Genomic DNA, 13,024 nt, shown 5'->3' on the forward strand with positions numbered 1-13,024 from the left:
AGCCCGCCATGCGTTGTCTGCTACTCGTCCTGCTTTTGTTCGGTTCCCTACCCGTCGTTGCCCAGGATCGCTTCCAGGTCGAGGGATATACGTTGCCCAACGGCATGCAGTTGTTGCTCAAGCCCGGCACGGAACGTGGACACGTGGCGATTCGGTTGGTGGTGGGCGTGGGCCTCGATGATTTCAGCTGCGCCGACAAGGAACTGCCACACCTGCTCGAACATGTGCTGTTCAGCGGCGTCGACGATACCGGCGAGGGCGGCCTGGAAGAGCGCATGCAGGCGCTGGGTGGCGAATGGAACGCCTTCACCAGCAACGCCGACACGACGTTTGTCATCGAGGCGCCAGCGCGCAATCAACGCAAAGTCCTGGACTTGTTGCTGGCATTGCTGACCCGTACCCGAATTGACGCAAAGAATCTGGAAGCGGCCAAACGGGTGGTAGAGCGCGAGGACGGCGGCCATTACACCCATCTGCAACGCTGGCTCGACCGCCAGGACCTGGGCCACAAAGCCAGCAACCAACTGGCCGTGGAACTGGGCTTGCGTTGTGCGGAACGGGCCGAGGTCGAACGCTTTACCGTCGCCCAACTGGAACAGGTGCGCAAGGCTTGGTACGCGCCCAATAACATGACGTTGATCGTCGTAGGTGACCTCGATCGACTGCTGCCGGCGTATCTGGAACGCGCCTACGGCGAGCTGGAACCGGTCGAACCCAGCGTCCATGAACCGCTGGCGCAGATCCGCTACAGCGCGGTGACCAAGCGCAACCTGATTCGTGGGCTGGTCGGCGACAGCGCCAAGCTTCACTGGCTGTTCCCGGAGCCGGTGCTGGAGCAACAACATGATGAAACCTTCGATCTGCTCAAGGATTACCTGGATTGGGCGCTCTACCGGCAACTGCGCCTGGCTGACGGCCTGTCCTATGGCCCGTGGGTGGAGCGGGACGTCTTCGGCGGCGTCGGTTTCCTGAGCCTCAACGCCGACCTGGCCCGCGAGGACCTGCCCCAGGCCGAACACGCGCTCGAGACGCTGCGCAACACGTTGTTGAGGGACGGCCTGGACCCCGAGAGTTTCGTGCGGATAAAGCGTGCCGCCATTGCTCATCAGTCCTGGGCCGTCCAAGGCAACAGCGCACTGGCCGACTATTACTGGAGCGCCCTGGGCGACTACGAAGACGGCCGCTTCGCCAACCCAGCCGAGCGCCTGCAGGCAGTCAGCCTGGAACAGGCCAACCTGGCCCTGCGTGAGCTGCTCAAGGACCCAGGCTATTTGCGCATCGAGAAGCCGCTGCTCAGCGATGACGAACTTGTCTGGACACTCGGCGGGTTGGTGGCGGTTCTGCTGGGGCTGGTGGCCTGGCTGATACGGCGCAGGCATCGACGGGACCCGGAATGAATTCACAGTGGTACCCTGTCAGGGATTTTTCCTACGACTTAGCGTGAACCTGCCGAATGCCGAACCTGACTCATTTAATCCAGCGCATTATCGAACTGATGAAGCGCTACCCAGGGGTCATCGCGCTCGGCGGCTTCATTTCCGGGGTCGGCAGTTTCATGCTGGTGGATCGCCAGCAAGGCCTGGCGACCTGGATCGCCATCATGATGCTGGTGAGCTGGCTCTGGCTGATGCTGGAGAACAGCCTGACCCGGTTGTTCACACGGATTTTCAAACGGGAAATTCCCCAGCCGCTGTTGCGTTACGCCACGCAAATGATTCATCAGGAAAGCCTGTTTTTTGTCTTGCCGTTTTTCTTCATCACCACCACCTGGAACAGCAGCCAACTGATCTTCACTGGCCTGCTCGCGGCGGCGGCATTGGTCTCGATCACCGACCCCCTGTATTACAAATGGCTGGCGCCGCGGCGATGGGCTTTTCTGGCGTTGCACACCCTGACGCTGTTCGCGGCGTTGCTGACCGCGCTGCCAGTGATCCTGCACCTGACCACCGACCAGAGCTTCAAGCTGGCACTGGGCATCGCCATGCTGTTGTCATTCCCGAGCCTGGCTTCGATCTTTCCGATCCGTACTGTGCGCAACGCCCTGGCCATCCTGTGCATCACCTTTGGCATTGGTGCCGCCGGTTGGGTGCTGCGCTCCTGGGTACCGCCCGCCACGCTCTGGATGACCGAGGTGGCGATCAGCACCCAAGTGGAAGATCGCACGCCTGGCGCCAGCCTCAAGGAAGTCAGCGCCGCCCAGATTCGTAGCAATGGCCTGTACGCCTACACCGCCATCAATGCGCCGCGAGGCCTGGACGAGCGGATCTACCATGTCTGGCAATTCAATGGCAAAGAAGTGGATCGCATCGCTTTGGACATTCACGGAGGGCGCAAGGAAGGCTATCGCGCCTGGACCCACAAGCAGAATTTCCCCGGCGACCCGACAGGCAAATGGCAAGTGCGGGTGCTGACCGAGAATGGCCAGATGATCGGCGTGCTGCGGTTCAAGGTGACGGAATAAAGGGCTCGTCAGGCCCTATCGCGAGCAGGCTCGCTTGCACAGGTCAGCCAAAGAACCAGTAACAAACCCCGATCGCCGCCACCACACCGGCCAGCTCCGCCAGCAGGGCACAACCCACCGCATGGCGCGCTCGCTGGATGCCCACCGCGCCGAAATAGACCGCCAACACATAGAAAGTGGTTTCGGTGCTGCCCTGAATCGTCGCCGCCACCAGGGCAGGGAAGCTGTCTACCCCAGAGGTCTTCATGGTTTCGATCAGCATCGCCCGGGCGGCGCTGCCGGAAAACGGCTTGACCATGGCAGTGGGCAACGCATCGACGAAACGCGTGTCCCAGCCAGCCCACTGGGCCAGGTGCCGAATACCGTCCAGGCCGAAATCCAGCGCTCCGGAGGCCCGCAGCACACCGACGGCACACAGCATCGCCACCAGGTACGGCAGCAGGTTCTTGGCAACATCGAACCCTTCCTTGGCGCCTTCAACGAAGGTTTCGTACACCTTGACCTTGCGCAGCGCGCCCACCACCAGGAACAGGATGATCAAGCCAAACAAAGTCAGGTTCCCGAGGATCGAGGACAGCCCCGCCAGCGCCGTGGCCGAAAGCGTGGCCAGCAGCGCCATGAAGCCGCCCAGCGCCAGCGCGCCCGGGACCAGGTAGGCGAGGACCACCGGATCCCACAGGCGCAGACGTTGCATGAATGCCACGGACAGCAGCCCCATCAGGGTCGAGGCACTGGTGGCGAGCAGGATCGGCAAGAACACCAGGGTCGGGTCCGGCGCGCCTTGCTGGGCGCGGTACATGAAGATGGTCACCGGCAGCAGGGTCAGCGACGATGCATTGAGCACCAGAAACAGAATCTGCGCATTGCTGGCGATGGTCGGGCTGGGATTCAGATCCTGCAGGGCGCGCATGGCCTTGAGGCCGATGGGCGTGGCGGCGTTGTCCAGGCCCAGGCCATTGGCCGCGAAATTGAGGGTGATCAGGCCAATCGCCGGGTGACCGGCTGGGACTTCCGGCATCAAACGAAGAAACAGCGGCCCGAGGGCCTTGGCGAGCCAGTCGACGATGCCGGCTTTTTCAGCGATGCGCAGGAACCCCAGCCAAAGGGTCAGGGTGCCGAACAGCAGGACCATGACTTCCACCGATAGCTTGGCCATGGCAAAGATGCTTTCCACCATGGCGGCGAAGATCCCGGCGTTGCCGCCAATCAGCCACTGCGCCAGTGCGGACACGGCTGCCACGATAAAGAAGCCAAGCCACAGGCCATTGAGCATCGGTTAAGTCCCCCGGAAGATGCGGCGAATGATAGCGGGGCTGGCCGAAACGACAAACCCCGGATTTCTCCGGGGTCTGGTTGGCTTGATGTTGCATGTGCCGCCACCATCGCGAGCAGACTCGCTCCCACAATGATTGAGTGATCTCTGTGGGAGCGAGCCTGCTCGCGATGGGACCTTAAGGCATGCCTCAGCGGCTGGAAGTTTCCCCTGCCGGCAACGGCTCCTTGCTGCGCCAGTGCGGCAAAGAATTCCAGTAGCGCTGGCCCTTGGCATCGTCGTACATGCCTTCCCAACGGGAAATGACCAACACGGCCAAGGCGTTTCCGATCACGTTCAGCGCCGTACGGGCCATGTCCATGATGCGGTCGACACCGGCGATGAACGCCAGGCCTTCCAGTGGAATGCCAACGCTGCCCAGTGTAGCCAGCAGCACCACGAAGGACACGCCCGGCACACCAGCGATGCCCTTGGAGGTCACCATCAAGGTCAATACCAGCATCAACTGCTGGCCGATGGACAGGTCGATGCCATAGAGCTGGGCGATGAAGATCGCGGCGATGCTCTGGTACAGCGTCGAACCGTCGAGGTTGAACGAGTAGCCGGTAGGCACTACGAAACTGCAGATAGCCTTTGGCGCCCCATACGCTTCCATCTTTTCGATAACCCGCGGCAACACCGTTTCGGAACTGGCGGTGGAGTAGGCCAGCACCAGCTCATCCTTGAAGATGCGCATCAGCTTGATCACCGAGAAGCCGAACACCCGAGCGATCAGGCCCAGCACCACGAAGGCGAAGAAGGCGATGGCGACATAAACCAGGATCACCAGCTTCGCCAGCGGCAACAGGGAAGCGAAACCGAAGTTGGCCACCGTCACGGCGATCAGGGCGAACACACCGATCGGCGCGTACTTCATGATCATGTGGGTGACTTTGAACATGCTCTCCGACACGCCCTGGAACATCTTCACCAGAGGATCGCGCAGGTCCGATTGCAGGCTGGACAAACCAAGGCCGAACAGGACGGAGAAGAAGATGATCGGCAACATTTCGCCGCGAGCGACGGCCGCGAAAATGTTCGACGGGATCAGGTTGAGGATCGTCTGGACAAACGCATGCTCATGCTGGACCTCGGCCGCCGTGGCCTGGTACTTGGAGATATCCACCGTACCCAGGGTGCTCATGTCGATGCCGTTGCCCGGCTGGAAGAAATTCGCCAAGAGCAGGCCGACGACGATGGCGATGGTGGTCACGATCTCGAAATAGACGATGGTCTTGAAGCCGATCCGCCCGAGTTTCTTGGCGTCGCCTACGCCGGCGATGCCAACGATCAGCGAGGAGATCACGATGGGAATCACGATCATCTTGATCAGACGGATAAAGATATCGCCTGCCGGTTGCAGCACGTTGCTGATCCACCAGGCCTTTTCGGCACTGAAATGGTTGAGCAGCGCGCCGATTGCAATCCCGAGCACCAGACCGATGAGGATTTGCCAGGCGAGGCTTAGTTTTGCCTTCTTCATATCATTACCCTTACTTCAGTTTGACTCGGACAGCCACATCAACGGACCGCCAGACGGCGGTTCGAACCCATGCCGCTGCCCCATATAAGGTCACCCTGAGCGCCAAAGGCAGCTCACCAGCAGGCGAAAAAAGGCGCAACTATTGCGATGCAAGGGGGGATCGTCTAATGCCGTAAACGCCTACCCTATGCCGAATCGGCATGAGTTTTACAAAACGAAACGTGCGTCCCAAACAGTTCGAATACGCCATTGGAGCAGGCAAAAGTGCCGTGATGCGGCCATTTAAGCGTAGCCGGGCGTTATTCGGATTGCTTGGAAAGACGATGGATGGAGCGGGTCGAAGCTCCGGTCGGAGACAAGAACCCTGGCACTCATTCTCCGATATACGGTAACGGTTCGAGCGCGTGGGGAACAAACAGGACAATGTGTCGCGGCCGGATGGCGGATATTGGCGCAAGAGCAGCGAGACGCTCTAGCGTGGGGATAAGCTCTACGCAAGTCCGCCAAGCCGTCACGACTTCGCGAACTTGCGTCGCAGCTTTTACCTGACCCGGCCCTTTCGCAGGCACCCCTTGTGCCCGTAGGTCACTCCGACCCTGTATGGTCAGAACGTCCCAGCCCCCTGGTCATGCTTCGGCCCTCCTCGGGCTTCGCAGAGAGAAAAGCAGCGTTGCTCTTCCCGCTTCAAGAAATCAGTACCAGTTAGGATCTTTCTTGAGCTGTTCCATTAACAGTTCTTGCATACCTTCATCGGGATTGCCAAGAAAGCGATAGTCCGCGTGACGGGTCGGCGACTTATCGGCCGGCAGGCCTGCGGGCACCTCCACCAACAGGGCATAAGCTTCGTCTTTATCGAAGCTGAAGGCGACGAACAGGCGTTTGCTCTTGCAAGTGGCCTGAGTCTCGCACAACGGCCCGACCAGATACTTGTCGCCGTCCTCTTCGACCGCGTTCATTTGCTCTGCATCGCCCGTCAGGTTCATCACCCATTCGGGCAGACGTTCTTCCTTCTTGACAACCTGCTGCCAAGTCTCGCGATATTGCGTGTCCGACTGCAGCAATTGGTTGACCCGCATTTGACCGTCGTTGGCAGCCATTGCCATGGCACTGCCGCCCAACAGCAGGGCGGCGGCCAGTCCTTTAAGAGTCACGCTCATGTCAGCCTCGGCCACGACGGCCAAAGAAGAACGATGCGATGAACATCACCAGGAACACGACAAAGAGAATCTTGGCGATGCCCGTGGCGGTGCCTGCGATACCACCGAAGCCCAATACAGCGGCGATGATGGCAATAATCAGGAAGGTAATAGCCCAGCTCAACATGGTGATTCTCCTTACGCTTTTCTATTTAGTAACGAATCTGGCAATGATGGTTCCGGTGCAACGGACGACCGGTTCGAATCAGAACACCCAGCGCTCTTCACGAGGCATTTCCGAGAGAGGCTGCGCCTGATCAACTTCCATCATCCGCATCGAAGCGGATTCCTGCGCCAGCGTACTGGCGGCACTGAAATGGGTTTGCGGGGCACGGTAGGTGGATACCAGTGGAGCTTCCGGCTTCTGGCTTTCATGCCAGAGCATCAATTGCTGACCCGCCACGAGCGTGACCAGCAACGCGACAAAAGCCCACAGCCCCTGCTGGATATGCAGGCGGGTAATGCGAAATTGGGCGGCAACTTGACGATTCATCCTGAAACTCCTCCCCACCCTAGCGGTGATCTGGTTGAGGCGCCCTCAGCGCCACGTTGACCAGAACATTGCAGCTGGCATGCCAGATTTTTTATGACAATAAAACCCTTTTAAATCAAAGAGTTAGGAAGAAAGCAACCATTCGCGGGAGCGCATCCTGCACGATGGGCCTGGCGAGCGTCGTGCGTTATGCACGAATTGAGATAAAGGTCTGTGGCCGATTTCTTTTTTGAATTGCGGGTCGGAAACGGATGTCGGAATGAGCGAGCCGAACCGTTGTCGCCGGCAGCGCTAAAAATTGGCCGCAAATCAGTCTTTTAGACGAAGGAGGTCCACAGATTCCGATTCGGTGGGTAATATTCGATCAGAATGGACCATGCAACTTGCCCGATTTTTCTGACACTAATCATCATCATTCATTAAGGAGCGTAGGAAAGATGGAATCCGCCACCGAGCATCAAGGCCGCATTCTGCTGGTAGACGACGAGTCCGCCATCCTGCGTACCTTCCGTTATTGCCTGGAAGACGAGGGCTATAGCGTCGCTACCGCCAACAGTGCCGCACAGGCCGAAGCCTTGCTGCAACGCCAGGTATTCGACTTGTGCTTCCTGGACCTGCGACTGGGCGAAGACAACGGTCTCGACGTATTGGGACAGATGCGAATCCAGGCACCCTGGATGCGCGTCGTTATCGTGACCGCTCATTCCGCCGTGGACACGGCCGTCGACGCGATCCAGGCCGGCGCCGCCGATTATCTGGTCAAGCCTTGCAGCCCGGACCAACTGCGGCTGGCGACCGCCAAGCAACTGGAGGTACGCCAACTGTCCGCCAGGCTCGAAGCCCTGGAAGGAGAAATGCGTAAGCCTAAGGACGGCCTGGACTCCCACAGCCCAGCGATGAAGGTTGTCCTCGAAACCGCTCGGCAGGTTGCCAGCACGGACGCCAATATCCTGATCCTCGGCGAGTCCGGCACCGGTAAAGGCGAACTGGCGCGGGCGATCCACGGCTGGAGCAAGCGCGCGAAGAAGTCCTGCGTCACCATCAACTGCCCATCGCTGACCACCGAGCTGATGGAAAGCGAGTTGTTCGGCCACAGCCGCGGCGCGTTCACGGGTGCCAGCGAAAGCACGCTGGGGCGGGTCAACCAAGCGGACGGCGGCACGCTGTTTCTTGACGAAATTGGCGACTTTCCCCTCGCGTTGCAGCCAAAACTGCTGCGTTTCATCCAAGACAAGGAATACGAGCGGGTTGGCGATCCGGTGACCCGACGTGCCGACGTCCGCATCCTCGCCGCCACCAACCTCAATCTGGAGGACATGGTGCGCGATGGACGGTTTCGCGAGGACCTCTTGTACCGCCTGAACGTCATTACCCTGCACCTGCCACCCCTGCGCGAACGCGCCGAGGACATCCTGACCCTCGCCGATCGCTTCCTGGCGCGCTTCGTCAAAGAATACGCGCGTCCGGCACGGGGCTTCAGCGATGAGGCACGCGAAGCGCTGCTAGGCTACCGCTGGCCGGGCAACATTCGCGAGCTGCGCAACGTGGTCGAGCGCGCCAGCATCATCTGCCCTCAGGAGAAGGTTGAAATCAGTCACTTGGGCATGGCCGAGCAACCGATCAACAACGCTCCGCGTATCGGTGCCGCGCTGAGTCTCGACGAACTGGAGAAGGCGCACATCGGTGCAGTGCTCGCCACTGCCGACACCCTTGACCAGGCCGCCAAGACCCTGGGCATCGACGCGTCCACGCTGTATCGCAAACGCAAGCAATACAACCTGTGAGCAGCACCTTATGAAACTGGCGATGAAGCTGCGCACACGGTTGTTCCTCAGCATTTCGGCGCTGATCACAGTGGCGCTGCTAGGGCTGTTGCTGGGACTGGTCAGCGTAATGCAGATGGCCAACACCCAAGAACAATCCGTTCGCGACAACTTCGTGCTGCTGGACCTGGGCCTCAAGCTCCGTCAGACACTGGGCGACCAGTTGATGATCATGCTCGACGAAACCCCCAACCTGGCGGCGCTGGAAGCGTCCAAGCGCCAGTATTTCGAGTTGCTGGACGAAGGCATCGCTCAGGAACAGCGATCGGACGAACCCGCCACCAGCTTCAGCCGCGCCAGAGCCGACTACATCAGCTTTCTCGCGGCTTTCGATGCTTCTCTGCAGCAACCCAAACATCTTGCCAACATTCAGGCGCTCACCGATAAGTTCAACGTATTACGTGGAGGCTTGATCGAGGGCTATCGCCATGCCCTGAACAAAATCAGCGAAACCCAGGACCGCGCCCGCGAACGTGCCCTATTGATTTCAGGCCTGCTGGGGCTGGTGGGGCTGGCGGTGCTGATCATCGGCTTCGTGACGGCCCATGGCATCGCCCGGCGCTTTGGCGCGCCGATCGAGGCGTTGGTCGCGGCGGCTGACGATATAGGTCAAGGCAATTTCGAAGTGACGCTGCCAATCTCCTCGGCGGCGGAGCTGAACTTGCTGAGCCGGCGCTTCGGCATCATGGCCCAGGCGCTGCGCGAACATCAGGCGACCAATGTGGAGGAGCTACTCGCCGGCCAGCAACGCCTGCAAGCGGTACTCGACAGCATTGACGATGGCTTGTTGATGATTGACCGCCAAGGTCGGCTCGAGCATCTCAACCCCGTGGCGCAACGCCAATTGGGCTGGGACCAGGAGCGACTGGGACAAGGGCTCGGGGAAGCGCTTGGACGGGTCGAGCTGGACGACGAGTTGCAGCTGGTCCTGCGCGGCGGCACACAAGAGCGGGCGCCGGACGACCTGAGCATCGAAGTCGATGGCGAGTCGCGTGTGCTGACCTACAGCCTCACGCCGGTCATCCATACCCAAGGGCAGATTCTCGGCGCGGTGATGGTGCTGCATGACGTCACCGAGCAACGCGCCTTCGAACGGGTGCGCAGTGAATTCGTCCTGCGGGCCTCCCACGAATTGCGCACCCCCGTGACGGGCATGCACATGGCCTTCGGACTGCTGCAGGAGCGCATGCATTTTCCTCGAGAGTCCCGTGAAGCGGATCTACTCAATACCGTCAACGAAGAAATGCAGCGGTTGATGCAGCTCATCAATGACTTGCTCAACTTCTCTCGCTACCAGAACGGCTTGCAGAAACTCACCCTGGCGCCATGCTCCATCGAGGAGCTGTTGGAAGCCGCCAGGATGCGCTTTGCCGCACAAGCGCAAGCGAAAGGTATCGAATTACTCGTCGAGATCCAGGGTCCGCTGCCGCGCCTGCATGCCGATGCGGCGCAACTGGACCGAGTGCTGGACAACCTCATCGATAACGCGATGCGCCACACCAACGATGACGGCCAGATCCGATTGCAAGCCCGACGCCACGGCGAGCGGGTAATCATCAGCGTCGAAGATAACGGCGAGGGGATTGCTTATGGCCAGCAAGGACGGATCTTCGAACCCTTCGTCCAGGTTGGGCGCAAAAAGGGCGGCGCCGGCCTCGGCCTGGCCCTGTGCAAGGAGATCGTCCAGCTTCACGGTGGACGCATGGGCGTGTACTCAAGGCCAGGGCAGGGCACCCAGTTCTACATGGCCCTGACGGTCTGAGGGCGCTTCACGCCTCGTCATCCATGCGTCGCCCGACCAGACGGCGACCGCGAGTGATCAATTCGATGAGCTGCACCGCGCTGAGCGCGTGGGCAAACAACCAACCCTGACCGAACTTCACGCCCTCGCTGCTCAAATAAGACGCCTGTGCCTCGTGCTCGATGCCTTCGGCGATGACCTTGAGCTCCAGCGCGTGGGCCATGCGGATGATGTGCGGGGCCACGCCACTGCTGGCGGCGTCGTGCCCCAGCGCGTCGATGAACGCCTTGTCGATCTTCAGGCAATCCACCGGCAGTGTCTGCAAGTAAGCCAGGCTGCAATAGCCGGTGCCGAAGTCATCGATCAATACCTGATGCCCTACGTCGCGCAACGATTGCAGGTTATCGCGAGCGACGAGCACGTCGACCAGGCCACGCTCGGTGACTTCGAAGGCAATCTGGTGCGCCGACACACGATGCATCGCCAGCAGCCGGGCGATCACATCGCCGATGCGCGGCACCATCACGTCGCAGGCCGCCAGGTTCACGGAAATGTAGAGGTGCGGATTGGCCCGCAACAGCTGGCCCAACTGGTCGAACAACCGCTGGAGGACAAAATCGGTGATCTGGCGAATCTGCCCGGTGTCCTCCGCCATCGGAATAAACAGATCCGGGCTGGTCAGGGTGCCGTCCGGCCGGCGCCAGCGCAGCAAGGCCTCGGCGCCTACGCAGTTGCGGCTGTGCAGATCGAAGATCGGTTGATAGAGCACCTGCAACTCGCCGCGTCGGATAGCACCGTGCAACTCGGCATCCATGGACTGACGCTGGCGCGCGAGTAAAAAGACTTGGAAACCAATGCCCAGCCCCAGCACCAGGCTGATAGGCAGCATCCACCAGGCGTTAGCCGGAATGCGTACGCCGTTACGGGGCGCAATCAGCACCAATTGGTATTCCGGGTTATCGGTCGGCATTCGGTAGATCAACCGATGCTTGGTGACTTGCAAAGCGTTTTTGCTTTTCGGTGGCCACGGCTCCGTCGGTGGCCAGCGCTGTTCGGTGCCTAGGACTGGAATGGCCCGCTCGCCAGCATCCAGGACGACGAGCAGGCTGCTGCCCGGCGGCAGGTCGACCACATCGGTCAGGTGGCCGCGAGACGTTGCCACTCGGAAATTTCCGCGCCCCAACATCAACGCAGCACGGTTCTCGTCGGGCTCCGTGGTGGTATTGAGCCAATAGCTGTAGGCGGGGCCCCGCAAGTCAGGCGCTCGTGCCAGCGACAAAGCGCTCTGGCGCGGACGACTGGAGCACATGCCAGAGCTGTCGATATAAGCCGCCTCGTAGACGAAGCGATAATTGAAACTCACCTGCTGCAAGGTGGCGATCATGTCGTCGTTACAGCCACGCAGCGGTTGTGCCTGCAGGTCATCGAGGCTTTCGCGCAGTTGGCCGAAAAGTTGTTCCAGGCGCTGCAGGAAACGCTCGCCTTGGGCATTCATCTGATCGCTTTCACGCTGTTGGATCTGTTGCATGACGACAAACAGGCTGCCCGCCAGCAACAACACGGTACTTAGGGCAGCCGCCGTCATCGCCAGGAAAATAGGGCGATGGAGCCAGCTCTGCAGGGTTTCGCGCGCAGCCGTCATCATCAGTAATCCGAAAGTTACCAATGAGTTATAGCTTCTGTTTTGGATTTGGTTCGATTAGTCAGACGAGCGTCATTATTTTGTCTGATTGAGCACCTGCAAAATCGCCGCGCTTTGCGCGTCTGGCGAGCCATCGAACCGGGCCGGCCGGTAGCGCATCTGGAAGGCGGCCAGTACCTGGTGGGTGGCGACATCCCATTCGCCGGTGCGAGGTGTCGGGTAGCCAAGGCGGGCCAGCTCGGCCTGGAACCAACTGGCGGCCGGCAACTGATCGCCATAGGCAGCCTGCTGGCGCGCGACCGCTCCCTCGTCCGGCCAGACGCCCAGGCCTGCCTGCGCGAGTCGCTTCCAGGGAAACAACGGACCGGGATCCAGCTTGCGGTTGGGGGCAATGTCGCTATGGCCAATGATATTGACTGGGTTGATCGCGTTACGCCGGGTGATGTCCTTGAGCAAGGCGATCAACGATTGCACCTGAGCTTCGCTGTAGGGGTACCAGAGGCGGCCGGTGGCCGTGTCGATATAGCCCGGATTGACGATCTCGATCCCAATGGAGCTGGAGTTGAGCCAGGTCCGGCCTTGCCACTCGCTTTCCCCGGCGTGCCAGGCGCGCCGGTTTTCGTCCACCAGCTTGTAGATGGTCGCGTCCTTATCGTCCCCTATCAGGTAGTGAGCGCTGACTTCGCCGTGGGTCAGCAGGGACAACGAACGTTCAAGCGAAGCCGAGGTGTAGTGCACCACGATGTATTGGGCACGGCTGTCGTGGTTGACCGAGGGATGGCTGGTATCGAGCCGGGGGCCGCTCGCACAACCGGCCAGTAGGAGCAGCGAAGCAAGAAGCGGGATAAGTTTCATGGCAAAGAACATGCACGC

General features: G+C 60.3%; 11 protein-coding genes. 4 read left to right on the forward strand and 7 right to left on the reverse strand.

Annotated features, from left to right (window positions below):
- Positions 1-8 precede the first annotated feature (8 nt).
- Together DOCECA_RS22055 and DOCECA_RS22060 are read left to right on the forward strand one after the other, a co-directional pair.
- Complete coding sequence (locus DOCECA_RS22055) at positions 9-1,397, forward strand: M16 family metallopeptidase (RefSeq protein WP_445571086.1); 1,389 nt, start codon at positions 9-11, stop codon at positions 1,395-1,397.
- 56 nt (positions 1,398-1,453) lie between these two features.
- Entirely contained in the window at positions 1,454-2,461 is a 1,008-nt protein-coding gene (locus DOCECA_RS22060) for a DUF5924 family protein (protein WP_445571087.1), read from the forward strand.
- 43 nt (positions 2,462-2,504) lie between these two features.
- On the opposite strand, the gene DOCECA_RS22065 is transcribed toward DOCECA_RS22060, so the two are convergent.
- The 5 genes from DOCECA_RS22065 to DOCECA_RS22085 form a co-directional block, all read right to left on the reverse strand.
- Complete coding sequence (locus DOCECA_RS22065) at positions 2,505-3,734, reverse strand: nucleoside recognition domain-containing protein (protein WP_420766011.1); 1,230 nt, start codon at positions 3,732-3,734, stop codon at positions 2,505-2,507.
- 190 nt (positions 3,735-3,924) lie between these two features.
- Positions 3,925-5,256: a glutamate/aspartate:proton symporter GltP gene (gltP, locus tag DOCECA_RS22070; protein ID WP_420766012.1), complete on the reverse strand. Its 1,332-nt coding sequence runs from the start codon at positions 5,254-5,256 to the stop codon at positions 3,925-3,927.
- Between the two features lie 692 nt (positions 5,257-5,948).
- Positions 5,949-6,413: an inhibitor of vertebrate lysozyme family protein gene (locus DOCECA_RS22075; protein ID WP_434608645.1), complete on the reverse strand. Its 465-nt coding sequence runs from the start codon at positions 6,411-6,413 to the stop codon at positions 5,949-5,951.
- Between the two features lies 1 nt (position 6,414).
- Positions 6,415-6,579, reverse strand: a complete 165-nt coding sequence (locus tag DOCECA_RS22080) for a DUF1328 domain-containing protein (RefSeq protein WP_003177151.1) — start codon at positions 6,577-6,579, stop codon at positions 6,415-6,417.
- Between the two features lie 78 nt (positions 6,580-6,657).
- A complete protein-coding gene (locus DOCECA_RS22085; RefSeq protein ID WP_420766014.1) occupies positions 6,658-6,945 on the reverse strand; it encodes a hypothetical protein in 288 nt (95 codons plus the stop codon).
- A gap of 437 nt (positions 6,946-7,382) precedes the next feature.
- Between DOCECA_RS22085 and algB the strand changes: the two genes are divergently transcribed.
- Positions 7,383-8,729, forward strand: coding sequence for a sigma-54-dependent response regulator transcription factor AlgB (gene algB, locus DOCECA_RS22090; RefSeq protein ID WP_420766015.1), 1,347 nt, complete (start codon positions 7,383-7,385; stop codon positions 8,727-8,729).
- Positions 8,730-8,739: 10 nt separating this feature from the next.
- A complete protein-coding gene (locus DOCECA_RS22095; RefSeq protein WP_434608648.1) occupies positions 8,740-10,530 on the forward strand; it encodes an ATP-binding protein in 1,791 nt (596 codons plus the stop codon).
- Between the two features lie 7 nt (positions 10,531-10,537).
- On the opposite strand, the gene DOCECA_RS22100 is transcribed toward DOCECA_RS22095, so the two are convergent.
- Positions 10,538-12,151: an EAL domain-containing protein gene (locus DOCECA_RS22100; protein WP_420766122.1), complete on the reverse strand. Its 1,614-nt coding sequence runs from the start codon at positions 12,149-12,151 to the stop codon at positions 10,538-10,540.
- A gap of 75 nt (positions 12,152-12,226) precedes the next feature.
- Positions 12,227-13,006: an N-acetylmuramoyl-L-alanine amidase gene (locus DOCECA_RS22105; protein WP_434561450.1), complete on the reverse strand. Its 780-nt coding sequence runs from the start codon at positions 13,004-13,006 to the stop codon at positions 12,227-12,229.
- Positions 13,007-13,024: the final 18 nt, after the last annotated feature.

The sequence above is a fragment of the Pseudomonas sp. E102 genome, from assembly GCF_052660185.1.

Bases quoted from the DNA above. Each gene is read 5' to 3' on its own strand.
- DOCECA_RS22055 (WP_445571086.1), top strand. From the start codon at position 9: ATGCGTTGTCTGCTACTCGTCCTGCTTTTGTTCGGTTCCCTACCCGTC.
- DOCECA_RS22060 (WP_445571087.1), top strand. From the start codon at position 1,454: ATGCCGAACCTGACTCATTTAATCCAGCGCATTATCGAACTGATGAAG.
- DOCECA_RS22065 (WP_420766011.1), bottom strand. From the start codon at position 3,734: ATGCTCAATGGCCTGTGGCTTGGCTTCTTTATCGTGGCAGCCGTGTCC.
- gltP (WP_420766012.1), bottom strand. From the start codon at position 5,256: ATGAAGAAGGCAAAACTAAGCCTCGCCTGGCAAATCCTCATCGGTCTG.
- DOCECA_RS22075 (WP_434608645.1), bottom strand. From the start codon at position 6,413: ATGAGCGTGACTCTTAAAGGACTGGCCGCCGCCCTGCTGTTGGGCGGC.
- DOCECA_RS22080 (WP_003177151.1), bottom strand. From the start codon at position 6,579: ATGTTGAGCTGGGCTATTACCTTCCTGATTATTGCCATCATCGCCGCT.
- DOCECA_RS22085 (WP_420766014.1), bottom strand. From the start codon at position 6,945: ATGAATCGTCAAGTTGCCGCCCAATTTCGCATTACCCGCCTGCATATC.
- algB (WP_420766015.1), top strand. From the start codon at position 7,383: ATGGAATCCGCCACCGAGCATCAAGGCCGCATTCTGCTGGTAGACGAC.
- DOCECA_RS22095 (WP_434608648.1), top strand. From the start codon at position 8,740: ATGAAACTGGCGATGAAGCTGCGCACACGGTTGTTCCTCAGCATTTCG.
- DOCECA_RS22100 (WP_420766122.1), bottom strand. From the start codon at position 12,151: ATGACGGCTGCGCGCGAAACCCTGCAGAGCTGGCTCCATCGCCCTATT.
- DOCECA_RS22105 (WP_434561450.1), bottom strand. From the start codon at position 13,006: ATGAAACTTATCCCGCTTCTTGCTTCGCTGCTCCTACTGGCCGGTTGT.